The 24,054-nt window shown below is 68.2% G+C and carries 20 protein-coding genes; 9 read left to right on the top strand and 11 right to left on the bottom strand.

Features of this window, described 5'->3' with window-relative positions:
* Position 1: 1 nt before the first annotated feature.
* Positions 2 to 1,786 carry an aminodeoxychorismate synthase component I gene (pabB, locus tag ACU5AX_RS15975; RefSeq protein WP_446691778.1) on the bottom strand — a complete coding sequence of 595 codons (1,785 nt, stop codon included), beginning with the start codon at positions 1,784 to 1,786 and terminating at the stop codon, positions 2 to 4.
* Positions 1,787 to 1,884: 98 nt separating this feature from the next.
* Between pabB and ACU5AX_RS15970 the strand changes: the two genes are divergently transcribed.
* On the top strand, positions 1,885 to 2,556 hold the full coding sequence (locus ACU5AX_RS15970) for an MBL fold metallo-hydrolase (protein ID WP_232474059.1): 672 nt from the start codon (positions 1,885 to 1,887) through the stop codon (positions 2,554 to 2,556).
* 6 nt (positions 2,557 to 2,562) lie between these two features.
* Here ACU5AX_RS15970 and ACU5AX_RS15965 read toward each other — a convergent pair whose 3' ends face one another.
* Positions 2,563 to 4,929, bottom strand: a complete 2,367-nt coding sequence (locus tag ACU5AX_RS15965; RefSeq protein WP_446691777.1) for a glycoside hydrolase family 31 protein — start codon at positions 4,927 to 4,929, stop codon at positions 2,563 to 2,565.
* Between the two features lie 626 nt (positions 4,930 to 5,555).
* Here ACU5AX_RS15965 and rpmF point away from each other — a divergent pair.
* The 5 genes from rpmF to ACU5AX_RS15940 all read left to right on the top strand — a co-directional run bounded on the left by rpmF (position 5,556) and on the right by ACU5AX_RS15940 (position 8,535).
* Positions 5,556 to 5,735 carry a 50S ribosomal protein L32 gene (gene rpmF / locus ACU5AX_RS15960; protein ID WP_198354171.1) on the top strand — a complete coding sequence of 60 codons (180 nt, stop codon included), beginning with the start codon at positions 5,556 to 5,558 and terminating at the stop codon, positions 5,733 to 5,735.
* A gap of 37 nt (positions 5,736 to 5,772) precedes the next feature.
* A complete protein-coding gene (gene plsX / locus ACU5AX_RS15955) occupies positions 5,773 to 6,801 on the top strand; it encodes a phosphate acyltransferase PlsX (protein ID WP_446691776.1) in 1,029 nt (342 codons plus the stop codon).
* Positions 6,802 to 6,810: 9 nt separating this feature from the next.
* Entirely contained in the window at positions 6,811 to 7,779 is a 969-nt protein-coding gene (locus tag ACU5AX_RS15950; protein WP_446691775.1) for a beta-ketoacyl-ACP synthase III, read from the top strand.
* A gap of 115 nt (positions 7,780 to 7,894) precedes the next feature.
* Positions 7,895 to 8,194, top strand: coding sequence for an integration host factor subunit alpha (locus ACU5AX_RS15945; protein ID WP_198354174.1), 300 nt, complete (start codon positions 7,895 to 7,897; stop codon positions 8,192 to 8,194).
* Between the two features lie 5 nt (positions 8,195 to 8,199).
* Positions 8,200 to 8,535, top strand: coding sequence for a MerR family transcriptional regulator (locus ACU5AX_RS15940; protein WP_198354175.1), 336 nt, complete (start codon positions 8,200 to 8,202; stop codon positions 8,533 to 8,535).
* A gap of 1 nt (position 8,536) precedes the next feature.
* Here ACU5AX_RS15940 and ACU5AX_RS15935 read toward each other — a convergent pair whose 3' ends face one another.
* On the bottom strand, positions 8,537 to 9,148 hold the full coding sequence (locus tag ACU5AX_RS15935) for a TetR/AcrR family transcriptional regulator (protein WP_446691774.1): 612 nt from the start codon (positions 9,146 to 9,148) through the stop codon (positions 8,537 to 8,539).
* A 156-nt stretch (positions 9,149 to 9,304) separates the two neighbouring features.
* On the opposite strand from ACU5AX_RS15935, the gene ACU5AX_RS15930 reads away from it, so the two are divergent.
* Positions 9,305 to 11,719 (top strand): TonB-dependent receptor, encoded by a 2,415-nt coding sequence (locus ACU5AX_RS15930; protein ID WP_446691773.1) that lies wholly within the window; start codon positions 9,305 to 9,307, stop codon positions 11,717 to 11,719.
* An 83-nt stretch (positions 11,720 to 11,802) separates the two neighbouring features.
* The gene (locus tag ACU5AX_RS15925) at positions 11,803 to 13,056 is read left to right on the top strand and encodes a spinster family MFS transporter (RefSeq protein ID WP_446691772.1); all 1,254 of its coding nucleotides are present in this window, start codon (positions 11,803 to 11,805) and stop codon (positions 13,054 to 13,056) included.
* 198 nt (positions 13,057 to 13,254) lie between these two features.
* On the opposite strand, the gene ACU5AX_RS15920 is transcribed toward ACU5AX_RS15925, so the two are convergent.
* From ACU5AX_RS15920 to rpmI, 7 genes are all read right to left on the bottom strand, one after another.
* Positions 13,255 to 14,781 (bottom strand): peptide chain release factor 3, encoded by a 1,527-nt coding sequence (locus ACU5AX_RS15920; RefSeq protein ID WP_446691771.1) that lies wholly within the window; start codon positions 14,779 to 14,781, stop codon positions 13,255 to 13,257.
* A gap of 116 nt (positions 14,782 to 14,897) precedes the next feature.
* A complete protein-coding gene (locus tag ACU5AX_RS15915; protein WP_446691770.1) occupies positions 14,898 to 15,779 on the bottom strand; it encodes an aldose 1-epimerase family protein in 882 nt (293 codons plus the stop codon).
* A 133-nt stretch (positions 15,780 to 15,912) separates the two neighbouring features.
* A complete protein-coding gene (gene pheT, locus ACU5AX_RS15910; protein ID WP_446691769.1) occupies positions 15,913 to 18,279 on the bottom strand; it encodes a phenylalanine--tRNA ligase subunit beta in 2,367 nt (788 codons plus the stop codon).
* Positions 18,280 to 18,430: 151 nt separating this feature from the next.
* Positions 18,431 to 19,555, bottom strand: coding sequence for a phenylalanine--tRNA ligase subunit alpha (pheS, locus tag ACU5AX_RS15905; RefSeq protein ID WP_446691768.1), 1,125 nt, complete (start codon positions 19,553 to 19,555; stop codon positions 18,431 to 18,433).
* 41 nt (positions 19,556 to 19,596) lie between these two features.
* Entirely contained in the window at positions 19,597 to 19,932 is a 336-nt protein-coding gene (locus ACU5AX_RS15900; RefSeq protein WP_446691767.1) for a GIY-YIG nuclease family protein, read from the bottom strand.
* A 227-nt stretch (positions 19,933 to 20,159) separates the two neighbouring features.
* Complete coding sequence (gene rplT / locus ACU5AX_RS15895) at positions 20,160 to 20,525, bottom strand: 50S ribosomal protein L20 (protein WP_198354183.1); 366 nt, start codon at positions 20,523 to 20,525, stop codon at positions 20,160 to 20,162.
* A gap of 11 nt (positions 20,526 to 20,536) precedes the next feature.
* Positions 20,537 to 20,740, bottom strand: a complete 204-nt coding sequence (rpmI, locus tag ACU5AX_RS15890; protein WP_066489358.1) for a 50S ribosomal protein L35 — start codon at positions 20,738 to 20,740, stop codon at positions 20,537 to 20,539.
* Between the two features lie 201 nt (positions 20,741 to 20,941).
* Between rpmI and ACU5AX_RS15885 the strand changes: the two genes are divergently transcribed.
* Positions 20,942 to 23,047: an AsmA family protein gene (locus ACU5AX_RS15885; protein WP_446691921.1), complete on the top strand. Its 2,106-nt coding sequence runs from the start codon at positions 20,942 to 20,944 to the stop codon at positions 23,045 to 23,047.
* A gap of 188 nt (positions 23,048 to 23,235) precedes the next feature.
* On the opposite strand, the gene ACU5AX_RS15880 is transcribed toward ACU5AX_RS15885, so the two are convergent.
* Positions 23,236 to 24,042, bottom strand: coding sequence for an inositol monophosphatase family protein (locus ACU5AX_RS15880; protein WP_446691766.1), 807 nt, complete (start codon positions 24,040 to 24,042; stop codon positions 23,236 to 23,238).
* Positions 24,043 to 24,054 lie beyond the last annotated feature (12 nt).

Genomic DNA, 24,054 nt, shown 5'->3' with positions numbered 1-24,054 from the left:
CCTATAGCCGCGGCGGACGGTTTTCCGCAACTGCGAGACGCGCCGGCAGCAGGCCGCGGACCGCATTGCCGACCAGGAAGCCGTCCGCCAGATCCGCTGGGGTCAATCGCGCCTCCACCGCCTGCCCGTTCTTCAGCAAGGTATCCCGCAAGACACCGGGCAACAGCCCCTGCGCCAGCGGTGGCGTCGCCAGCAGGCCGCCGCCACGCGGCACGAACAGCGAGGTGAAGCTTCCCTCGGTCAGCGCGCCGTCGGGGGTCACGAACACCACTTCGTCGGTCCCCGCCGCCCGCCGCGCCGCATCGTAGAAGCCGCGGTCGCTGGTCTTGTGACGCAGGCGATAGTCGTGCGTCGCCACCGGCAACGGCACCACCGCAACCGACAGGGGCGCGTCGCCGGCAACCGGCATCGGCTCGACCTCGATCGCCACCGCGCCGCCGGGGCTGAGCAGCAACCGTATCCGGCGCGCGTCCCGGAGCCGGAAGGTTGCCGCCTGCAGCTCGTTGCGCGTGTCATGCCGGTCGAACCGATAGCCGAGCGCCGCCGCACTGGCGGTCAGCCGCGCCAGATGCGCTTCGAGCAGCCGTATGCCGTCGTCGGGATCGAAGGCCATGGTCTCGATCAGATCGGGGGGGCGCCGCCCGGCGGTGACGAACGCGCCCTTGGCCAGGCACTCCGCCCATTCGCCATCGGCCTGGCTGTCCGCGACGATTCCCGATCCCAGGCCCAGTGTGGCGGTGGCGGCGCCGGACGGTATGTCGAGCGTGCGGATCGCCACGTTGAAGGCGGCATCGGCAGCGCCGGCGTCGATCCGGCCGATGCTGCCGGTGTAGATGCCGCGCGGTCCATCCTCCACCGCGGCGACCACCTCCATCGCGCGTAGCTTCGGCGCGCCGGTGATCGATCCGCAGGGGAACAGCGCGGCGAGAACGTCGATCGCATCGCGCCCCGCTGCCAGATCGGCGGTGACCGTGGAGGTCATCTGATGCACGGTCGGATAGGTTTCAACCGCGAACAGCGTCGGCACCGCGACGCTGCCCGGTCGGGCGACCTGGGTCAGATCGTTGCGCATCAGGTCGACAATCATCAGATTCTCCGCGCGCTGCTTGGCGTCGTGCGCCAGCGCTGCGGCCGCCGCCTCGTCCTCCGCCGCGGTGTCGCCGCGTGCCGCCGTGCCCTTCATCGGCCGGCAAGTCAGCCGGCCGCCCTCGAGCGCGAAGAACAGTTCCGGGGACAGCGACACGATCGTCCGCTCGCCCGTCGCCACCACGGCGCCATGGCCGGCCCGCGATCCGTCACGCAGCCGCGCATAGAGTGCCAGCGGATCGCCCGCGACCGGCACCGTCGCGCGAAAGGTCAGATTCGCCTGATAGATGTCGCCCGCCGCGATCCAGTCGAGCACCCGCGCCAGCGCGGCATCATAGTCGCCGCGGTCGATCACCGGCACCGGCCTGCCGGCCTGGGCGCCCGCCGGATCGGGCAACCACGCCGCCAGCGCCGCCGCATCAAGCGGCTGCCAATCGTTAAACAGTCCAAACCACAGCAGCGGTGCGCCGTCGTCGAACACGAACCCAGTCGGCACGCGCGGCATCAGCGCGGCACCCGCTTCATAGGCAAGATAGCCCGCCGCATGCAGGCCGTCGCGCGTCGCCGTGCGCAGCGCGTCCAGCGCCGGGTGCACCTCGTCCGGGCGGTGCGCGACGATCACCGCGACCGGATCGCGGTACAGCCGCGCCGGCGCTCCGCCCGGGCGGGCATCGTCGAGAAGGACGAACGGAGACGTCATCGCGACCAGATGCACCTGCCCGACGCGCCGGCGCAACCCGCGAGTCGCGCCAAATTGCCGAATTGCCACAGGCCGATGCCCCGCCTACCTCAGCCGGCATGACCCAGACCGAGCTTCCGCCGCTGCGCGCCGCCATCGTCCCCGTCACGCCGCTCCAGCAGAATTGCACGCTGATCTGGTGCACCGCGACGATGCGGGCGGCGGTGATCGATCCGGGCGGCGATCTGCCACGCATCAAGGCGGCGATCGCGCAGACCGGCGTGACGGTGGACAAGATCCTGCTGACCCATGGTCACATCGACCATGCCGGCGAGGCCAAGGCGCTGGCCGACGATCTGGGCGTGCCGATCGAAGGCCCGCACGAGGCGGACCGGTTCTGGCTGGCGCGGCTCGACGAGGATGGCCGCACCTACGGCATCCGCGGGCAGGTGTTCGAACCCGATCGCTGGCTGGTCGAAGGCGACACGGTCACGGTCGGCGACCTGACGCTCGACGTCTACGAAACGCCCGGCCACACCTTGGGCCATGTCATCTTCCATCACGCGCCGTCGAAGTTCGCGCAGGTCGGTGACGTGCTGTTCCAGGGCTCGGTCGGTCGCAGCGATCTGGCCGGCGGCAACCACAAGCAGCTGATCGAGACGATCGTCACCAAGCTGTGGCCGCTCGGCGACGACACCAGCTTCATTCCCGGTCACGGCAATCCCAGCACCTTCGCCCACGAACGCGCCCACAACATGTTCGTCAGCGACCGCGCGCTGGCGGCGGAATAACGGCGCTCAACCGGCGGGTGCGAGCCGTACCACCTGCCGCCGGCCGTCGTAGCGGATGTCGATGCCGCGGCCCTGCGACAGGCCCGCGCCATTGCCGGGGGTGACGGTGACGATGCGGAATTGCCGGTTCGCCGCCATGCCGGGATAGCGGCCGTCGCGCGGCCCCAGTGTCAGCGTTCCGGCCGCGTCGTCCAGCGTCAGCGCAATCGTCGCCCGCGCACCGCGACGCCAGCCCTGACCGTCGCCGGCATCGTCGTACAGCGTGAAGCGACCGTCGGCGCCACGATAGACCCGCAGTTCGACCGGCTGGCCCGGCGACTGGTCGGCATATTGCACCTCGGCACCGAGCGGCAGGATCGTCCCGGCCGCGACGTGCAGCGGCATGTGGTCGATCGGCGCCGCGACGGTGATCGTGCGATCCCCGTCGAACCGATCGCCGGTCCAGAAATCATACCAGACGCGCGCTGCCGGCAGCCGCACCGGCCGTGTCGTCACGCCCTTTTCCACCACGGGACTGACCAGCAGGTTGCGCCCAAACATATATTCGTCGCCGACCCGCCGCACCGCGGGATCGTCCGGGAATGCCATGCCGAGCGGATAGAGGAACGAGCCTCCTTGCGTGACGCGCCAGGACATGGCGTAGAGAAACGGCAGCAGCCGGTAGCGCAGCGCCACCGCGCCGAGCAGCGGCGCACGGGCGCCGCCGGGGAAGCTGTACACTTCCTTGCCGGCGCCGGTGCCGTGGATACGGAACATCGGCGTGAATACCGCGAACTGCAGCCAGCGCGTGAACAGTTCCTGATAGGCCGGATCGGTCGGCTTGCCGCCGAAAAAGCCGCCGATGTCCGCCGACCAATAGGGAATGCCGCTCATCGAGAAATTGACGCCCGCCGGCACCTGCCGCCGAAAGGCGTCCCAGCTGCCGCTGACGTCGCCCGACCAGGTGATCGCCGCATTGCGCTGCTGCCCGGCCCAGGCCGACCGGGTCAGGATGATCGGCCGCTTGTCGGAAAAGTCCGCGGCCATGCCGTCGTGCACGGCCGTGGTGTGGAGCAGGGGGTAGGCGTTGTAGACCGCCGCGCCAGGACCCGCGCCGGTGGTGACCTCGCGCATCTCACCCCAACGGCCGCCCAGTTCCGCCTCGCTGCCGTCGAGCCAATAGCCGTCGAAACCGACCGCCCCCAGCCGCTGCGAGATCGTCCGCCAATAGGTGCCGCGCGCCTTTGCCGAAAAGGCGTCGTACCAGTGGCCCTCGCCCGCCGGATAGACGTTGGGATAGGTGCGGGCATAGAGGCCGCCGACCGCCTCCAGCGCCTTGGTCGTGTCCAGGCCCAGATCGAAGCGCGGCCAGACCGAGACGATGCTGTGCACGTGCTGCTGGTGCAGCGTCGCCAGCATCGCCTTGGGGTCGGGGTAGCGCACCGGATCGAACCGGTGGCTGCCCCATTCGCCGGGACGCCAATATTGCCAGTCCTGCACGATTGCATCGAGCGGAATGCGGAGCGCGCGATAACGATCGGCGACGGCGAGCAGTTCGGCCTGCGAAGCGTAGCGTTCCTTCGATTGCCAGAGGCCCCAGGTCCACCGTGCCATCAGCGGCGCCGCGCCGCTGAGCTGGCGATAAGCGCCGATGATCGAGTCGACGTCATGCCCGGCGAACAGGAAATAGTCCACGCCCGTTCCGGCCTGCGAACGGAAGACGATCCGGCTGGTCGCCTGCGGCACATCGACCGCGACATCGGTGACCGCCGGGTTGTTCCAGAAGATGCCGTAACCCGCGGACGAGACCAGCATCGGGACGCCGACATCGGTGTTGGCCTGCTGCAGGCGAACGGTCGTGCCGCGATAGTCCATTACGCCGGCCTGATGCTGGCCCAGGCCGTAGATCGCCTGGTCACCGACCAGTTCGAAACGTTGTTGCACCGATCCGTCGGGATCGGGTGTCTGCCCCAGGCGCCGCGTTCCGGCATCCGCCTCGGCGACGATCGGCTTGCCGTCCCCACCGAGCATCGCGACGGTGCCGGTCGCCTTGTCGACCGCGATCCGCATCGCCGGCGTGGTCAGCAGATAGCGGCCGGAGTCCTCCGCCATGGTCCAGCCGGCGGCTTGCGGCGCGCCGACGACGGCGAAGCCGGGCGCGGGATGCGGCGCGGTGGTGCCGGGCAGCACGGTCACGCGCAGCGCGCGCTCGCCCCAGATGTCGATGCGCATCATGCCCTCTGGCACACGCAGGGTGACCCCCGCGTCGTCCTTCGAAACGAGCGATGCGCCGAGGGCGGTGACCGGCTGGCCGGCGATCTGCGCGCGGCTTGGCGTCACCGTTCCCAGCATCAACGCGGCCGTGGCGAGCAGAAGGGGCGAGGCGCGCATCATCGTTCTCCCGAACAGCTCTTGTCGGCCGTCGGGCCTGTCATGTCAGACAAGATCCGTACAAACAAGCCGCGGGAGCGACGTCTCCTTCGGTGGTAGAGCCATCCTGGGGCTCGCCGGTACCGGGGCCGGCGCCGCTGGTGCGACGGCGCTGTCCTACAAGATTGCGATCGTCTACGACCGACGGACTACGCTCTTTCTCATCGTCGGATCACCCGCCGCCTGGATCAGGCGAACGCCCGCCACCGCTGCGGAGGAAGCCGAGATAGCCCGTTCAGGCGTCAGTTCTGTCAAGACTCGCGGGGAATCGCGTCGCCGGCATCCCCCTCGATCGAAAAATCGCGCGTGCCGTCGGATAAGGATCGTGTGGCGCGAAGGAGCTCGGCGCCCGGGTCGCCGGCGCAAGCACCATCGCCCGGCCCGCGCGGATGGCGGTCCTCCTATCGCGGTGGCGCGACGATGCCGCCCGCCACAAAGCTTGCAACAATCGTCGAAATCGCTATAGGCCCGCGCTTCGCGATGCGCCCGGCTGTACGGTGGCGCCCAGCGGCTCGCCGATCCGGCGAACCGTGCGGGCGGCGCCGGCTGTGCGTTTCGGTTACTCTTTTGATCAAGAACAAGGTGCCGCAATGGCCGTCCCCAAGCGAAAGACCTCTCCCTCGAAGCGCGGCATGCGCCGTGGCCACGATTCGCTGTCGATCGAATCGTTCCAGGAATGCCCGAACTGTGGCGAGCTGAAGCGTCCGCACAATCTGTGCACCGCCTGCGGACACTATAACGGTCGCGAGATCGTCTCGGTCGAGGGCTAAGCCCTCTCCGATCCCACTGGATAAGCGCGCGAACATCATGCCCGACCATTCCTGGATCGCCGTCGATGCGATGGGCGGCGATGAAGGGCTGGCGGTCATGCTGGCCGGCGTCGCCCATGCGCGTCGCCGTCACGAGGGCATGCGCTTCCTGCTCGTCGGCGACGAGGCGGCGATTGCGGAGGGGCTGAAGAGCCACCCGAATCTCAGCCAGGCGAGCGAGATCGTTCACGCCGCCGACCAGATCGGCTCGAGCGAGAAGCCGAGTCAGGCGATCCGCCGCGCCAAGACGACGTCGATGGGCGTCGCGATCGACCTGGTGAAAAAGGGCCGGGCCGGCGCCGCCGTGTCCGCGGGCAACACCGGCGCGCTGATGGCGATGGCCAAGCTCGCGCTACGCACGCTGCCGGGCATCGATCGTCCCGCGCTTGCCGCGCCGCTGCCGACGCTCGGCGACAATGACGTCATCATGCTCGATCTCGGTGCCAATACCGAATGCGATGCGCGCAACCTCGTCCAGTTCGCGGTGATGGGCGCGGCCTATGCCCGCACCATCCTCGATCTCGACAGCCCGCGCGTCGCGCTGCTCAACATCGGCAGCGAGGATCAGAAGGGCACCGACGAGATCCGCGACGCCGCCGCGATCCTGCGTGGGGCCAAGCATCTGCCGCTGAGCTTCACCGGCTTCGTCGAGGGCGACCGGCTGGCGCGCGGTGACCACGACGTCGTCGTCTGCGACGGCTTTGCCGGCAACATCGCGCTCAAGACCGCCGAAGGGACGGCGCGGTTCGTCGCCGATTTGCTCAAGCGCGCGTTCCGCAGCTCGACCCGTTCGAAGATCGGCTTCCTGATCTCGCGCCCGGCGACGCAATTGCTGCGCGATCACCTTGATCCCAACAACCACAACGGCGCCGTTTTCCTCGGTCTCAACGGCATCGTCGTGAAGAGTCACGGCGGCGCCAACGAGGTCGGGGTCGCCACCGCGATCGGCAACGCCGCCAAGATGGTCCGCGCCGATCTCACCCGCCGCATCGCCGACGATCTCGGCAATTTCGAGAAGGCGGCGTAAGGACGCTCTATGATCCGTTCGGTCCTCCTCGGCACCGGCTCCGCGCTTCCCGCCCGCCGCGTCTCCAACCATGAACTGGCGGAGCAGCTCGACACCAGCGACGAATGGATCGTCGAGCGGACCGGCATTCGCTTCCGCCATATCGCCGCGCCGGGCGAAACCACCGCGACGCTCGCCGCCGATGCGGCGCGTGGCGCGCTCGCCGCGGCGGGGCTGACCGCGCAGGATATCGACCTGATCGTGCTCGCCACCGCGACGCCCGACCAGACCTTTCCGGCGACGGCCACCAAGGTGCAGGCGATGCTCGGCATCGACGACTGCGTTGCCTTCGACGTCGCCGCGGTCTGTTCCGGCTTCCTCTATGCGGTGCAGGTCGCCGATGCCATGCTGCGCTCGGGCGTTCAGCGGCGCGCGCTGGTGATCGGCGCGGAAACGTTCAGCCGCATCCTCGACTGGGAGGATCGCACCACGGCGGTGCTGTTCGGCGACGGTGCCGGCGCGATCGTGCTCGAGGCGCAGGACAGCGCCGTTGGCGACGGCCGCGGCATCCTGGCGACTCGCCTGCACGCCGACGGCCGCCACAACGAGCTACTTTATGTCGACGGCGGCCCGTCGACCACCGGTACCGTCGGCAAGCTGCGGATGAAGGGGCGCGAGGTATTCCGCCATGCCGTGGTCAATCTCGCGGCGGTCATGGCGGAATCGCTCGACATCGCCGGCCTGACGCCCGCGGATGTCGACTGGGTCGTGCCCCATCAGGCGAATGCCCGCATCCTCGATGCGACCAGTCGCAAGCTGGGCCTGCCGGCGGAAAAGGTGGTGGTGACGGTCGACCGCCATGCCAACACCTCTGCTGCCTCGGTGCCGCTGGCGCTGGACACGGCGGTGCGCGACGGCCGTATCGTGACCGGCCAGATCGTCGTGTTGGAAGCGATGGGCGGCGGTTTCACTTGGGGAGCGGCGGTCCTGCGCGTCTGAATTTAGGTCCATCCTGAGTTGATGTCGCTCAATAAAGTCACTTTCGGACGCGATCTTGATGGTGTAACCCGAGGTGGGGTCGGATAGTGCGGATAGAGTGGGGGCAGACGTGTTGATGAGCACCGCCGGAACGCTGACGCGGGCCGATCTGGCAGAAGCGTTGCATCGCCAGATTGGATTGTCACGAGCCGACTCGGCGAAAATCGTCGAGCAGATCCTAGCTGAAATGTGCGAAGCCTTGTCTCGTGGCGAGAACGTCAAGATCTCGGGCTTCGGCACCTTCGTGCTGCGTGACAAGGGCGCACGCGTTGGGCGCAATCCCAAGACCAAGGAAGAAGTGCCGATTGCGCCGCGGCGGGTCCTGACCTTCCGCGCCAGCCAGATGATGCGCGACCGCATCGTCAACGCCGGCTGAGGCGGGTGGCGTCCGGCGCCTCCAAGGATCTGGGAGCGTTCCGGACGATCGGCGAGGTGTCGCAGGACACCGGCGTCCCGCATCACATCTTGCGCTATTGGGAGGGGCGTTTCCCGCAACTCCGGCCGGTGACACGTGCGGGTAACCGCCGTTACTACCGGCCGGAGGATGTGGCGCTGATCCGGCGGATCGACCGGTTGCTGAACAGCGAGGGCTATACGGTTCGTGGCGTTCAGCAATTGTTCGCGGCGGACGGCGCGGCCGCTGGCGGAGACCGGCTGACGGCGTTGCGGTCGATTCGCGACGTCCTGGCACAGGCGCTCGCCGCCGACGCGCGCTAGCTCAGCGTCGCGCCAAGCCCCGCAACAGAATGGCAGCGGCGGCGGCGACCTCCTCGCTTGACCGATCCTCTCTCCAGACGCCGTAGCGCAGGCCCAGAAAGACGTTCATCCCCATGATCGCCCAGGCGTGGACGTCCGACACGTCGTCGCGCAATTCGCCCCGGGCGGCGGCGGCGCGGAGGCGCTGTTCGATACGTTCGGCAGTGGTGGCATAATGCCGGCGGAAGCTGTCCGGATCGACGAACTCCGACTCGTCAATGATGCGATAAATCTCCTTGTGCGCCCGGACGAAGCCGATGAACGCGATCAGGCCGTCTCGTTCGGCCGTCAGGCCATCTGGCGCTGTGCGCACCGCCGGGGCGACATGGCTGCGAACCTGATCCGACATGTCGCGGACGAGGGCGCGGAAGATCGCGTCCTTGGAGTCGAAGTAGGTGTAGAAACTGCCCAGCGCGACACCAGCGCGGCGAGTGATCGCGCTGATCGATGCATCATGGAATCCGCGCTCGCCGAATTCCGCCGCCGCCGCATCGAGCAGGCTGCGTAGCGTTCGACGACCACGTTCGGTCCGAGGTGTCTTGTCGCCAGCGGCGGGCGTTGCCGTGTCCGTCATCGTGATGCCTTGCGGCCCCTCTCCACCCGGCCGATCGGTGTTGCGACGATCAAGTTGAATCCCGGTTCAGGTTTCAGTATAGACGTTGGTTACGGCGTACAACCCGGATCAACCGGGTGCGGCAAGGGCCGCGGGCGTCGACAGGAGGGGTTGGTTATGAAGGCGCTGCGCACGTCGACGACACTCAAGCTGGGCGTGGCGTTTGCCGCGCTGTCAGCGGCACCGGCGATGGCACAGGTCGCGCCGACCGACTCCGCGACGACGAGCCAGGACGACGCCGCCGCAGCCCAGAGCGCGCCGGACACGACCAACGTCGCCGCGCAGGACACCGCCGACATCGTCGTCACCGCGCGCCGCCGTGCCGAGACGTTGCTGTCGGTGCCGATCGCCGTCACCGCCTTTACCGCCGACAAATTGGAAAAGTCGGGGGCGATCGACCTGACCGACATCCAGAACACCACGCCCAATACGACGTTGAAGACCGCGCGTGGTTCGAATTCGACGCTCGCCGCCTTTATCCGTGGCGTTGGCCAGCAGGATCCGGTGCCGGGGTTCGAGGCCGGGATCGGCATCTATCTCGACGACGTCTATCTCAACCGCCCGCAGGCGGCGGTGCTGGACATTTACGATGTGGACCGGATCGAAGTGCTGCGCGGACCGCAGGGGACGCTGTACGGGCGCAACACGATCGGCGGCGCGGTCAAATACGTCACCAAGCGATTGCCCGACACGCCCGAGGTGCGGGTCAAAGCAAGCTACGGCAGCTACAATCAGGCCGATGCGGTGGTCGCGCTGTCGACGCCGATCGGCGACATGCTCAAGGTCGGCGTCGCCGGCGCGCGGCTCAGCCGGGACGGGTTCGGGCGCAACACCAATCTCAACATCGACAATTACAACAAGGACATCTGGGCCGCGCGCGGCACCGTCGAGTTCGAGAGCTCGGACACGCGCTTGTTCGTCCGGATCACCGGTGATTACACCCACGACACCAGCAACCCGCGCAACGGCCACCGCCTGATCCCCGGCCTCGCCAGCGGCGCACCAGTGCTGGCCAACGTCTTCGACACGCAGGCCGGGCTGAATATTCCGCGTCAGAACATCGAGGCAGGCGGCCTGTCGATGACGGTCAACGCCAAGCTGACCGACGCGCTGACGCTGCGCAGCATCAGCGCCTATCGCGAGGACACGTCCTTCACCCCGATCGACTTCGACGCCTTGCCGGCGGTCGACGTCGACGTGCCGGCGGTCTACCGCAACAAGCAGACCAGCCAGGAATTCCAGCTGCTCTATAGCTCCGACAAGCTGAATGGCCTGATCGGCTATTATTATCTCGGCGCCAAGGCGACGACCGGCTTTGGCGTATTGCTGTCGACCACCGTGCCCGGCCTCGACGCCTATACCGCCGGCGACGTGCGGACGGAGACGTCGTCGGTCTATGGCGACTTCACCTTCGACTTCACCCCGCAGATCAGTCTGTCGCTGGGTGGCCGCTATACGTGGGACGAGCGCCAGTCGTACATCTTTAAGGCCAATTACATCGGCCTGACGCCGGAGTTCGGCGGCACGCCGGTGCCGTTCCTCGGCACGCCCCCTTCGACCAATTTCCGTGGTACGGCCAATTTCCGGCGCTTCACGCCGCGCGCCTCGCTGAGCTTCAAGCCGGGCGAGGACCATCTCCTCTATGCCTCCTATTCGGAAGGCTTCAAGGGTGGCGGTTTCGACCCGCGCGGGTCGGGCACGTCGGCGCCGATCAGCAATCCCGCGGCAGGCCGGAGCTATCAGGACATCTACAACTTCTTGCTGTTCCGGCCCGAAAGGGTGACCAGCTATGAGATCGGCTGGAAGGGCGCCGCGCTTGACAGGCGGCTGACCTGGGCGCTGGACGGTTTCTATTCCGACTATACCGACGTCCAGGTGCCCGGCTCGGTCGGCTGTTTAGTCGGCGGCGTGCAGACCTTCTGCGGCATCACCACCAACGCCGCGAAGGCGCGGATCAAGGGTATCGAGTTGGAGACCAATGCGATCCTCGCCCGCGATTTCGCCGGCGTCGGATCCTCGTTCAGCCTGGCCGGGACGATGGGCTATATCGACGCCAGATATCGCCGCTTCATCGGCCCGACCGGGGTCGACGTCGCCAATGTCCGGGTCTTCCAGAACACGCCGGACTGGACCGCATCGGGCACCGCGACCGCGGCGCTGCCGGTCGGGCCGGGGCTGGTCACCGCCAATACCACCGTCTCCTATCGCAGCCTGACCCACCAGTTCGAGACGGCGAGCCCGTTCCTCGACCAGCCGGGCTATACCTTGTGGGATGCCGGCCTCACCTATGCCTTTGGCGAGGGGCGGCGCTATTCGATTGGCGTCTACGGCCGCAATCTGACCGACAAGCGCTACAAGACCAGCGGCTATCAATATATCAAGACCGACATCGCGGGCACGCCGCTCAACGCCGCCAACCAGCCGATCACCAACGGCACCGGCTATGTGCCGACGCTCGGCAAGGAAGGCGTCGCCACCGCCTTCTACGGCGCCCCGCGGCAGGTGTTCGGCACGTTCACAGCGCGGTTTTGATTTGACGGGGGGCGACAAGTCCGGCTGACTTGTCGCCCTCACCCCGCCTGCATCGGATGGGCGGGGGAGGCAGGAGACCCGCGATGACCAGCACGACCCGACCCCGCTATCCGGCGCTGGTGCTGGCGATGTTATTGCTCGTCTACACGTTCAACTTCCTCGATCGGCAGATCCTCGGCATCCTCGCCCAGCCGATCAAGCAGGACCTGGGTCTGAGCGATGCGCAGTTCGGGGCGATCGGCGGGCTCGCCTTCGCGCTGCTCTACGCGGGATTGGGCGTGCCGCTCGCCTATCTCGCCGATCGCACCAGCCGCAGCCGCGTGATCGCCGGCGCGCTGACGGTGTGGAGCGTGTTCACCGCCCTGTGCGGGCTGGCGACGGGATACTGGCAGCTATTCCTGTGCCGATTGGGCGTCGGCGTCGGCGAGGCGGGGGGCGTGGCGCCGTCCTATGCGCTGATCGCGGACTATTATCCGCCCGAGCGGCGCGCACGGGCGCTCGCGATCTATTCGCTCGGCATTCCGGTCGGGCTGGCGGCGGGGACACTGCTCGGCGCCTATATCGCCGCGCTGGTCGAATGGCGCACGGCGTTCCTCGCCGTCGGCATCGCAGGCGTGATCCTTGCTCCCATCTTTCTGTGGATCGTACGCGATGCGCCGCGCGAAGCGGGCACCGCCGCCGCGCCGCAACCGGTGGGCGCGGTCTTCGCGATCCTGGCGGGGAAGCCGACCTTCTGGCTGCTCGCCTTCGCCGCGTCGTTCAGTTCGCTGTGCGGTTATGGCCTGGCGCTGTGGACGCCGTCGATCCTGATGCGCAGCTTCGACTTCGGCCTGATCCAGACCGGGCAGTTCATGGGATCGCTACTGTTGATCGGCGGCACGATCGGCGTGTTCGCGGGCGGCTGGCTGGCGGACCGGCTGGGGACGGGGAACCGCGGCTGGTACGCCAGGCTGCCGGCGATCGCCTGGCTGATCTCCGCGCCGACCTTCGCTGCGGGGTTCCTCAGCCCGTCGCCATGGGTGGCGTGGCCGCTGTTGCTGATCCCCAACGCGCTCAACATCCTGTGGCTGGGACCGATCACCACCGCGGTCCAGCATCTGGTTCCGCGGTCGATGCGCGCGACCGCGTCGGCGAGCTTCCTGCTGATCAACAACCTGATCGGCATGGGCGTCGGGCCATTGTTGATGGGCCGACTGTCCGATGCGCTGAAGGCGACGCACGGCGTCGACGCGCTGCGCTATGCGGCGACGCTGTGCCTCGGCTTCTACGTGCTCGCCGCGCTGCTGGGGCTGCTGGCGGTGCGCTTCCTGCGTCGCGACTGGGTGGATGAGGCGTAAGTCTCGACACACGTACCGTCGCGCCGAAGGATCGCACCGGGCAAGATGCTGACGTGTTGCGCGATTTCCGCGAGTCTTGACAGAATTGACGCCTGAACGGGCAAAGGCGCCTTCTGCCCCCGACACGGTGTTTTGCGAACAATGAGAAAGAGCGGGCGGACGCGCGATCCTACACCACCGCCGTCTTGTAGGACAGCGTCAGCGCTCGCGCGTCGCGAGGAAGCGGACCTTGGGGTAGCGGTCGGCGACATAGCCGACTTCCCAGGCGCTTTTCGCAAGGAACACCGGATTGCCGTCGCGATCCTTGGCCATCGCCGCACGGTTCAGGTCCATGAACGTCTTGAGATCGGCGGGATCGTCCGCCGCGATCCAGCGCGCCGTGTCATAGGGGGCGGGCTCCAGTCCGGCGGCGACCTTATACTCCGCATCGAGCCGCGACAGCAGCACGTCGAGCTGTAGCTGGCCGACGACGCCGATGATCCAGTTGCTGCCGATCTCCGGGTAGAAGACCTGGGTCACGCCCTCCTCGGCCATGTCGTCCAGTGCCTTGCGCAGCTGCTTGGTCTTGGTCGGGTCCTTGAGCGCGACACGGCGCAGGATCTCCGGCGCGAAATTGGGCAGGCCGGTGAAGCGGACATCGGCCTTCTCGCTCAGCGTGTCGCCGACGCGCAGCGTGCCGTGGTTGGGGATGCCGATGATGTCGCCCGGAAAGGCCTCGTCCGCCACCTCGCGGTTCTGCGCGAAGAACAGGATCGGGGAGTGGACGGCGATCGGCTTGCCGTGACCGGTGGGGGTCAGCTTCATGCCGCGCTTGAAGGTGCCCGAGCACAGTCGCATGAAGGCGATGCGGTCGCGGTGATTGGGGTCCATGTTGGCCTGGACCTTGAACACGAAGCCGGTGACCTCGCCATTGTCGGGGCTGACCGGCGCCGGCTCGGCAGGCTGGGCGCGCGGCGGCGGGGCGTGTTCGGCCAGCGCGGCGATCAGTTCGGCCGGGCCGAAATCCTTGAGCGCGGAGCCGAAGAAGACGGGCGTCAAATCGCCGTGGCGATAGGCGGCGGGATCGAAGGCGGCATAGCCGACCTGCGCCAGCTCGATCTCCTCGGCGACGTCGTCGGGCAGGGTCGGGTCCTGCTCCACCTTGCCCTGGAAGGTGCGGCTGTCGCCCTCCGGCCGGGTAATGCGGTTGGTGGTGAGGTCGAGGATGCCCTGGAACGTGCCGCCCATGCCGACCGGCCAGGTCATCGGGCAGACGTCGAGTGCGAGCATGTCGGCGATCTCGTCGAGCAGCTCGAACACCGGCCGGCCCTCGCGGTCGACCTTGTTGACGAAGGTGATGATCGGCACCGAGCGCAGGCGGCAGACCTCGAACAATTTGCGCGTCTGCGGTTCGATGCCCTTGGCGGCGTCGATCACCATGATCGCCGAATCGACCGCGGTCAGCGTGCGGTAGGTGTCTTCCGAGAAATCCTCGTGGCCCGGCGTGTCGAGCAAATTGAAGGTGATGCCGTCATGCTCGAACGTCATCACCGACGAGGTGACGGAGATGCCGCGCTGTTGCTCGATCTTCATCCAGTCCGACCGCGCTCGGCGGTTCGCCCCGCGCGCCTTGACCTCGCCGGCGAGATGGATCGCGCCACCGAAATAGAGCAGCTTTTCGGTCAGCGTCGTCTTGCCGGCGTCGGGGTGGGAAATGATCGCGAAGGTGCGGCGGGGGGAGGTCATTCGTGCGTCTTTCGTCATGCCGGACTGGTTCCGGCATCCACGGTGCCGCCATCGTCACTGGGGCGGCATATGCGGGACGGTGGATCCCGGAACAAGTCCGGGGTGACGGCCTGTGGCTAGGGCACCAACGTCACGCTCATCCGGATGTGCTTGGTGTCGCCGGGTGCGACCTCGAACACGCCGGGCTTGGCGCGGAACTCGCCGTCATAGCCTTCGGGATCGGCGATGCCGTGCCACGGCTCGACGCAGACATAGGCCGCGCCGGGCTTGGTCCAGATGCCGAGCTTGGGCGTATCGGGGAAGGCGATGTCGAGTACCGGGCCCTGCGCCGCGCCATAGGTGACGGCTTGCGAGCGGATATGATCCCAGACCAAAGCATCGTCGGTGAACAAATCGTCGCGCAACAACAGCTCGCGGCCATCGAGCGGCGACGGGCACGTCGTCGCGGCGATCAGGCCGTCGGGGGCGATTTCGCGCAGCGCGTCGGGCTCGTCGGCCTCGAAGGTGATGCGGTGCGCGGCGCGCTCCTCGCCATAGGGCAAAGGCCAGGCGAAGGCGGGGTGGAAGCCGAAGCTGGCGGGCAGGGCGACATCGCCGGTGTTGATCACGCGAGCCTCGACCGCCAGCGTCGCGCCCTCGACCGCGAAGGCGATCTCCAGCCGGAAGGCGAAGGGGTAGTTGGCGCGCGTTTGCTCGCTGTCGGTCAGCGCGAAGACGGCGCGATCCTCGCTCGCCTCGACGACGTCGAACAGCGAATGCCGGGCGAAGCCATGCTTGGGCATCGGATAGCTCTGGCCGTCGAGCCGGATCTGCAGGCCGTTGGTGACGCCGATCACCGGGAAGAGGATCGGCGCGCGGCCGGTCCAGAAGGCGGGGTCGGCGTTGGTCATCAGCTCGCGACCCTCGCTGTCCTCGAGGTGCGACAGCTCGGCGCCGAAGGGATTGATCGCCGCGGTGAGCGCGGCGGAGCGGATGCGGATCATCTGGCGGTCGGTCATGCGCTAATCCTGTCAGTTGCGACGGCCCTCACCCTTCCGGCGCTTCGCGCCTCCCTCCCTCTCCCGCTGGGAGAGGGAAGGGGCCCGCCCGGCGCAGCCGGGTGGGAAGGGTGAGGGCCGTCGTTCTCTTCGCTCAACCCCTGAGCACCGCACCCTGTTTCGCGGCCGCTGCCACCACCTTGTCGGCGATGCCCTTCAGCGCCTCGTCGGTGAAGCTCTTGTCGGTCGGCTGCAGCACCACCTCGACCGCAACCGACTTCATGCCCGGTTCGACCCCGGTGCCGGTGAAGACGTCGAACACGCGCGCCGCGGTGATCGCCGCCTTGTCGGCGCCGCGGACGCTGCGCACCAGGGCGTCGGCGCTGAGCGCCTCGGGAACCAGGAAGGCGAAGTCGCGGCGGACCGACTGGAGCGCCGGCGGGGCGAAGGCCGGCCGCATGAAGCCGGTAGCCCCGCGCCTGGCCGGCAGCGCGTCGAGGTACAGCTCGACCGCGGCGATGCCGCCGTCGAGGTCGAACGCCTTGAGCAGGCTGGGATGCAGCATGCCGAAGCGCGCCAGGATCTTCTTCGGCCCGAGGCGCAGCGTCCCCGACTGGCCGGGATGCCAGGCGTCGCCGGCCTCGCCCATGACTTGCAGATTGTCGACCGGCGCCCCGGCGGCGGCGAGCAGCGCCAGCGCCTCCGCCTTGGCGTCAAAGGCGTCGAAACCCGCCGCCTTGCCGGCCCGCCAGCCGCGATCGCGGGCGTTGCCGGCGAGGACGAGCCCGAGCGTCGGATGCTCGCCATCGGCGAGATAGCGGCGGCCGATCTCGAACAGGCGCACCGCGGTGGCGCCGCGGGCGAGGTTGCGGCGGGTGGCGGAGAGCAGGCCTGGCAGCAGCGACGGGCGCATGACCTTGAGGTCCTCGCTGATCGGATTGGCGAGGCTCCAGACGCCGCCGCCGAACGGTGCGGCTTCGGCATCGGAGACGAAGCTCCAGGTCACCGCCTCGTCGAGCCCGCGCGCGGCGGCGGCGCGACGGACGCGGCGCTCCAGCTTCTGCTGCGGTGTCGCGGTCGGCTTGGCGACGCCGGGGACGCGGGGCAGCGGCACGGGTGCGACCTTGTCGATCCCCTCGATGCGGATCACCTCCTCGACCAGATCGGCGGGGCCGTCGATGTCGCGCCGCCACGTCGGCGGCGTCACCTGCCAGTCGTCGGTGACCGTGAAGCCGAGCGATTCGAGGATCGCACGCTGCCGTTCCGGCGCGATGGCGAGGCCGCCCAGCGTCTCCGCACGGGCGGGGTCGTAGGCGTAGCTGCGCATCGCCAGCGGCGGCTGGCCGACGCGCGTGACAGTGCTGGCGCTGCCGCCGCAATATTCGAGCACGAGGAAGGTGGCGATGGCGAGACCATCGTCGAGGAAGGCGGGATCGACGCCGCGCTCGAACCGCTGGCGCGCGTCGCTGGTCAGGCTGAGCGCCTGACCGGTGCGCGCGATCGCATCGGGGGCGAAATAGGCGCATTCGATGACGACGTCGGTGGTCGCCTCCGATACGCCCGAATGCGCGCCGCCCATGATGCCGCCGATATCGTGCACGGCGACGTCGTCGGCGATGACGGTCATGCCCTCTGCCAGGGTATAGGTCTTGCCGTTGAGTGCCTCGACGCTCTCGCCCGCGCGCGCGTGGCGGGCGACGAGGCCGCCCGACAGCTTCGCCTTGTCATAGACATGGAGGGGGCGGCCGAGATCGACGGTGAGATAGTTGGTGATGTCGACCAGGGTCGAGATCGGCTTCTGGCCGATCGCGGCCAGGCGGCTGCGCATCCATTCGGGCGAGGTGCCGTTGCGGAGGCCGCGCACACCTTGCGCATAAAAGGCGGGGCAGCCCGCCGCATCCTCGATCCGCACGTCGGGGCCCGGGCCCTCGCCCGGCATCTCGGGCACGATCAGCGGCACCAACGTGCCGAGCCCGGCGGCGGCGAGGTCGCGGGCGATGCCGCGCACGCCCATGCAATCCTGACGATTGGGGGTGATGGCGACGTCGATGACGGGTTCGTCGAGCCCGGCATAGTCGGGATAGGGGGTGCCGACCGGGGCGTCGTCGGGCAGTTCGATGATGCCGTCATGGCCTTCGCCGACCTGCAGCTCGCGCGCCGAGCACATCATGCCGTTCGATTCGACGCCGCGGATCGCCGCGACCTTCAGCGTCACGTCGAGGCCGGGGACATAGGCACCGGGCGCGCCGAACACGCCGACCAGGCCGGCGCGGGCATTGGGGGCGCCGCACACCACCTGCATCGGCCCGTCGCCGGCGTCGACGGAGAGGACCTGCAGCTTGTCCGCCTGCGGATGGCGTGTCGCGGACAGGATGCGCGCGACGCGAAAGGCCTTCAGCGCCGCGCCGGGATTATCGACGCCCTCGACCTCCAGCCCGATGCGGGTCAGCGCGTCGAGGATCTCCTCGAGGCTCGCATCGGTGGTCAGGTGATCCTTGAGCCAGGAAAGGGTGAACTTCATTGGAACGTTCCGTTCTTGTCGTCATCCCGGCGAACGCCGGGACCCATGGATGCGACCGGCCCGGAGGCTGGCGATCCCGTGTCATCGTGCGCCGCGCCCTGTCCATGGGTCCCGGCTTGCTCCGGGATGACGGACGGGGCGTGGTGCAGGCTCAGGGGGCGACGCCGACGCCGCCCGACAGGGTCGGCACGTCGAGCGCGGCGAAGCCGTAATGCTTCAGCCAGCGGATATCGCCGTCGAAGAAGGGCCGGAGGTCGTCCATGCCGTATTTGAGCATGGCGAGCCGGTCGATGCCGCAGCCGAAGGCGAAGCCCTGCCATTCGTCGGGATCAAGGCCGCAGGCGGCGATCACCTTGGGGTGGACCATGCCGCTGCCGAGCACCTCCATCCAGCCTCCGCCAGAACCCCCGATCACCCGCTTGCCCTTCTCGACCGTATAGCCGACGTCGACCTCGGCCGAGGGTTCGGTGAAGGGGAAATAGCTCGGCCGCAGGCGCAGGACGATGTCGTCGCGCTCGAAGAACGCCTTGAGGAAGGTCTCCAGCGTCCATTTGAGGTGACCGAGCGTGATCCCCTTGTCGATCACCAGCCCCTCGACCTGATGGAACATCGGCGTGTGCGTCGCATCCGAGTCCGAGCGATAGGTGCGGCCCGGCGCGATGATGCGGATCGGCGGCTGCTGCTCCAGCATCGTGCGGATCTGCACCGGACTGGTGTGGGTGCGCAGCAGCGAGAAGGTGGCGCGCTCGTCGAACGTCCCCGCCGCCTTCGCCTGCTGGCCCTGCTGCAGGTAGAAGGTGTCGTGCATCGCACGCGCCGGATGGGTGTCCGGAATGTTGAGCGCGCTGAAATTGTGCCAGTCGGTCTCGATCTCCGGACCGGTGGCGACTGCGAAGCCGAGGTCGGCGAAGATCTCGGCGAGCTCGTCCATCACCTGGCTGACCGGGTGGACGGTGCCGGCGAGCGGCGCGTCGACCGGCAGCGTCATGTCGAGCGTCTCGGCGGCGAGGCGCGCGTCGAGCGCGGCGCGTTCCAGCGCGGCCTTACGGGACTGAATCGCCTCGGTGACGGATGCGCGCAAGGCGTGGATGCGCGGGCCTTCGGACTGGCGCTCCTCGGGACTCATCTTGCCGAGCGTCTTCAGCAATTGGGTGATGCTGCCCTGCTTGCCGAGCGCCTCGACGCGCAAGGATTCGAGGGCGTCGAGCGTCTCGCTCTGCCGGATGCGGTCGAGCAGTTGGTTCGGGTCGAGATCGGCCACGTCACACTCCGTCATTCCCGCGCAGGCGGGAATCCAGATGTCCTGCCGGTCGGGGCTTAAGCGTCCCGCTCGCCACGGGACTTGATCGTCAGCGGCTCAAAGCCGAGGCCGATGGCAAGGTCAACCCAATCGGGGTTGGAGCCCTCGATCAGCCGCGTCTTCCAGTCGCGGTTCCACTTCTTCAACTGCTTTTCGCGGCGGATGGCAGAGCCCATGCCGGATGCCATCTCGAACCAGACGAGGCGTTTAATGTCGTAGCGTTTGGTGAAGCCTTCGATCAGGCCTTCGCGATGTTGGTGGATCCGCGCGAGCAAATCCGAGGTAACACCGATGTAGAGCGTGCCGTGGCGTCCGCTGGCGAGCATGTAAACGCACGGTTGCTTTTCTTCCATGCCGCTCCCCCCCCGTCATTCCCGCGAAGGCGGGAATCCAGACTGGCTGGCCTTTGTGACTTCCACAAGAACCTGCGCGTCTGGATCCCCGCCTGCGCGGGGATGACGATTGGAGGGGTGAGGCGTTCGCCGGGATGACGAAGAGGGAAGCGGTGCCCCCAAACGAAAAGGGCGCCGGTGTTGCCACCAGCGCCCCTTCGTGTCGGGCGTAACCGCTACAGGCGCGCTCAGGCGGCCTGGGGCAGGGCCGCCTTCGCCTGGGCGATGATCGCGGTAAAGGCTTCACCCTCGTGCATCGCGATGTCGGCCAGCACCTTCCGGTCGAGTTCGATGCCGGCGAGCTTCAGCCCGTGCATGAACTGCGAATAGGTCAGACCCTCGGCGCGCACGCCGGCGTTGATGCGCTGGATCCACAGGCCGCGGAACGTGCGCTTCTTCACCTTGCGGTCGCGATAGGCGTACTGGCCGGCCTTCTCCACCGCCTGGCGGGCGATGCGGATCGTGTTCTTGCGACGGCCGTAATAGCCCTTCGCCTGATCCAAAATCCTCTTGTGCTTGGCCTTGGTCGTCGTGCCGCGCTTCACTCGTGCCATTGTTCAGCTCCTCAGTTCAGGCCGTACGGCGCCCAGGCCTTCACCGTCGCGGTGTCGGCCTTCGACAGCACCGTGGTGCCGCGGTTCTGGCGGATGTACTTGCCGTTGTGGCTGATCAGGCGGTGGCGCTTGCCGGCGACGCCGTGCTTCAGCTTGCCGGTGGCGGTGAGCTTGAAGCGCTTCTTGACGCCGCTCTTCGTCTTGAGCTTGGGCATTTTGGTCCTTTCGATGTGAGCGTCGCTTGAACAGCCGCGGCAGCCCTTGATGGCCGGGCCGTTCGTCCACGCGTCGCTCGGGAAGCTGCGCCCCTTAGCCATGTCGATCGGCAAAAGCAACCGATGCGGAACCGGAACGAGCCGCAGACGCTTGGATGCCTTGCGATGGATCAATCCGCCCCCACCGCCCCGTCGGCCGACATGGCCCCCGTCACGCCTGTCGTCACGCCGGTTGGCCCGGCGCCGCGTCGCGCGCGCGGGTGGCGGATCGCCCGCAATGTCGCGCTCGGCCTGTTCGCCGCCGTCTTCGCAGTCTGGCTGATCCTGTTCGTCACCAAGGGGCGCTTCCTCAAGCATACGTTCGAGTCGATCGTCGGCCGGCTAACCCACCGCGAGGTCAAGGTCGCGGGCGATTTCCAGCTCTATTTCGCGCCGCTGCAGATCAAGTTCGCCGCGCAGGGGCTGAGCATCAGCAACCTTGGCTGGGCCAGCCAGCCCTATCTGTTCCGCGCCGAGTCGCTCGATTCGCGGATCGCGCCGCTGTCGCTGCTGTTCGGCACGCGGCGCTTCTATTGGTTGACCCTGACCAACGGCGCGATCGACCTGGAATGGCTGCCCGATCACAGCGCCAACACCTGGACGTTCAGCGACAAGAAGGGCGGCAAGCCCTTCCCCTTCCCGCGCATCGACCGTGCCACCGTCACCGGGACGACGGTGCGCTATCGCGACCCGCGGTTGCGCCTGCTCGCCGACATGCGGATCGATCCGATCCGATCGACCGATGCGCGGATCGGCGATGCGGTCGGCGTGACCGGGCGTGGGCTGATCCGCGGCACCCCCTTTGCGATGGCCGCCAAGCTGCTGTCGCCCAACCAGACGGTGGCGCGCGGGCAGAACCAGCTGGTGCTGACCGCACGGACGAACGGCAATGTCGTCGACGTGACCGGCACCTTGCCCAGCCTCGCGGCTTTCGAGGGCGTGCCGTTGCAGACGCGCGCGCGCGGGCGCGACCTGTCGACGCTGCTCGCCGTCATCGGCGTCGTCATCCCGCGCACCCGCGATTACCATCTGAAGGCGCAGCTGGTGCAGCAGGGGCCGCAATATCGCTTCACGCACCTGTCCGGCACCTTTGGCGACAGCGACGTCGCCGGCGTGCTGACGATCACCAACGGGACGCGGCTGCATCTCGATTCGACGCTGACCACGCGGCGGCTCGACATCGTCGATGCGGCGCCGTTCATCGGCTACAATCCCGACATCGTCGCCACGCAGGGCGCGCAGGCGGCCGCCGCCGCCACCGGTGCGGCGCCGCAGCGGCTGCTGCCCGATGCAGCGCTGCCGGTGGCGACGATGCGGCGCTTCGACGCCGACCTGAAATGGCGGATCGCCGCCGTGCGGTCGCGCCGGGTGCCGATCAGCGACGTCGACCTGACGCTGGCGCTGAAGGAGGGGCGGCTGGCATTGTCGCCGATGTCCTTCGCGATGGCGCGTGGCAACGTCGCCGCCGACGTGGTGTTCGACACGCGCCAGCGACCGGCCGCCGACCGCTACGACATCCGCCTGGCGCCGACGCCGATGGGGCGGCTGCTCGCCGGCTGGGGCGTCGCGGAGGCGGGGACCACCGGCATCGTCAAGGGACGCATCCAGCTGAGCGGGCGCGGCGATTCCGTGCATGACTCGCTCGCCAGCACGCACGGCCGGATCGCCTTCGTGCTGCCGGCGGGATCGATGTGGACACGCAACGCGCAACTGTCCGAGCTCGACATTGGCGTCTTCGTGCAGAAGATGTTCGAAAAGGAATTGAAGGAGCCGGTCCAGATCAATTGCGGGCTGATCGGCTTCACCGTGCGGAGCGGCGTCGCGGCGGCGGACCCGATCCTGATCGATACCAGCAAGAACGTCATCACCGGTCGTGGCGGCTTCAGCTTCCGCAACGAGACGGTCGATCTGGCGGTGCGCGCCGACGGCAAGCAGTTCAGCCTGTTCTCCGGTCAGTCGCCGGTGGGGATCGGCGGCACCTTCGCGCATCCGTCGCTGGCGGTGATCAGCCCGCAGCTGCTGGCGCGCGCCGGCGCCGGCCTGGGCCTGGCGGTGGTGGCGACGCCGCTGGCGGGCATTCTCGCCTTCGTCGACGTCGGCGACGCCAAGGCGGCGGCGTGCGGTCCGGTGCTGGCGGGTGCGGACGCGCGGGCACAGCGCACCACCAAGGGCAAGCCGCGCACCGATGTCGGCAACGGCACCCCCGCCAAGAGCGGTGACGGCGGCGAGACCAAGGCGCAGCGCAAGAAGTTTCTGGGGATCTTTTGAGGCTGCCCCGTGAATTTGGGGAGGGGGTTTGGTTTTGGCGCGCCCATCCCCCCATGGCCGTCATCCCCGCGCAGGCGGGGATCCAGACGCGCAGATCCCCGATAGGGCCGCGGCGCCAGCGTGTCTGGATTCCCGCCTGCGCGGGAATGACGACTTGGGTGGGCGGCAGTGCCGCAGATTAGGCCGTGTCAGTGATCGTGCGCGGTGGCGCGCAGCGCCTCCAGCACGTCGTCGGTGCGCGCCGGATCGCCGATCGCCAGGACATGGCCGTCGCTGGCGGCGGTGAGCGGTTCGCCGTTCCAGTCGCACATCCGCCCGCCCGCGCCCTCGACCACCGGCACCAGCGCGGCGAAATCGTAGAGCTGCAGGCCGCTTTCCGCGACCACGTCGAGGTGGCCGCTCGCCAGCAGGCCGTAATTGTAGCAGTCGCCGCCATAGACCGGGCCCTGCCGCGCATGCCCGCCGGACGCGGCGGCGACCAGCGCCATGTAATGCGGCACGTCGCCGTCGGCGAACAAATGCGGGCTGGTGGTGGCGACGATCGCCCCCTCAAGGCCTGCGCAGGCGCGGGTGCGCGCGGGGCGGCCGTTGAAGCTGGTCGGTCGGCCGGCGACGCCGAGCCAGCGTTCACGCTGCACCGGCTGGTCGATGATGCCGAGCACCGGCCAGCCGTCCTCGACCAGCGCGATCAGCGTGCCGAAGATCGCGCGGCCGACGGTGAAGCTGCGCGTGCCGTCGATCGGGTCGAGCACCCATTGCCGGCCGGTGACGCCGTCCTTGTTGCCATATTCCTCGCCGATCACGCCGTCGCCGGGCGCCTCCGCATCGAGCAGGCGGCGCATCGCCGCCTCCGCCTCGCGATCGGCGCGGGTCACGGGGCTATGGTCGGCCTTGACCTCGCCGCCGAAATCGGACCGGAAATAGGGGCGGATGACGGCGCCGGCGGCATCGGCGAGACGCTGGGCGAGGGCGAGATCGGCGGGGGTGACCGGCATCCGACCATGCCT

The sequence above is a fragment of the Sphingomonas benefaciens genome, from assembly GCF_052907485.1.
The sequence above is the reverse complement of the archived record's forward strand: the minus strand, read 5'-3'. Positions and strand labels throughout refer to the sequence as shown.

Bases quoted from the DNA above. Each gene is read 5' to 3' on its own strand.
- pabB (WP_446691778.1), bottom strand. From the start codon at position 1,786: ATGACGTCTCCGTTCGTCCTTCTCGACGATGCCCGCCCGGGCGGAGCG.
- ACU5AX_RS15970 (WP_232474059.1), top strand. From the start codon at position 1,885: ATGACCCAGACCGAGCTTCCGCCGCTGCGCGCCGCCATCGTCCCCGTC.
- ACU5AX_RS15965 (WP_446691777.1), bottom strand. From the start codon at position 4,929: ATGATGCGCGCCTCGCCCCTTCTGCTCGCCACGGCCGCGTTGATGCTG.
- rpmF (WP_198354171.1), top strand. From the start codon at position 5,556: ATGGCCGTCCCCAAGCGAAAGACCTCTCCCTCGAAGCGCGGCATGCGC.
- plsX (WP_446691776.1), top strand. From the start codon at position 5,773: ATGCCCGACCATTCCTGGATCGCCGTCGATGCGATGGGCGGCGATGAA.
- ACU5AX_RS15950 (WP_446691775.1), top strand. From the start codon at position 6,811: ATGATCCGTTCGGTCCTCCTCGGCACCGGCTCCGCGCTTCCCGCCCGC.
- ACU5AX_RS15945 (WP_198354174.1), top strand. From the start codon at position 7,895: ATGAGCACCGCCGGAACGCTGACGCGGGCCGATCTGGCAGAAGCGTTG.
- ACU5AX_RS15935 (WP_446691774.1), bottom strand. From the start codon at position 9,148: ATGACGGACACGGCAACGCCCGCCGCTGGCGACAAGACACCTCGGACC.
- ACU5AX_RS15930 (WP_446691773.1), top strand. From the start codon at position 9,305: ATGAAGGCGCTGCGCACGTCGACGACACTCAAGCTGGGCGTGGCGTTT.
- ACU5AX_RS15925 (WP_446691772.1), top strand. From the start codon at position 11,803: ATGACCAGCACGACCCGACCCCGCTATCCGGCGCTGGTGCTGGCGATG.
- ACU5AX_RS15920 (WP_446691771.1), bottom strand. From the start codon at position 14,781: ATGACCTCCCCCCGCCGCACCTTCGCGATCATTTCCCACCCCGACGCC.
- ACU5AX_RS15915 (WP_446691770.1), bottom strand. From the start codon at position 15,779: ATGACCGACCGCCAGATGATCCGCATCCGCTCCGCCGCGCTCACCGCG.
- pheT (WP_446691769.1), bottom strand. From the start codon at position 18,279: ATGAAGTTCACCCTTTCCTGGCTCAAGGATCACCTGACCACCGATGCG.
- pheS (WP_446691768.1), bottom strand. From the start codon at position 19,555: ATGACGGAGTGTGACGTGGCCGATCTCGACCCGAACCAACTGCTCGAC.
- ACU5AX_RS15900 (WP_446691767.1), bottom strand. From the start codon at position 19,932: ATGGAAGAAAAGCAACCGTGCGTTTACATGCTCGCCAGCGGACGCCAC.
- rplT (WP_198354183.1), bottom strand. From the start codon at position 20,525: ATGGCACGAGTGAAGCGCGGCACGACGACCAAGGCCAAGCACAAGAGG.
- rpmI (WP_066489358.1), bottom strand. From the start codon at position 20,740: ATGCCCAAGCTCAAGACGAAGAGCGGCGTCAAGAAGCGCTTCAAGCTC.
- ACU5AX_RS15885 (WP_446691921.1), top strand. From the start codon at position 20,942: ATGGCCCCCGTCACGCCTGTCGTCACGCCGGTTGGCCCGGCGCCGCGT.
- ACU5AX_RS15880 (WP_446691766.1), bottom strand. From the start codon at position 24,042: ATGCCGGTCACCCCCGCCGATCTCGCCCTCGCCCAGCGTCTCGCCGAT.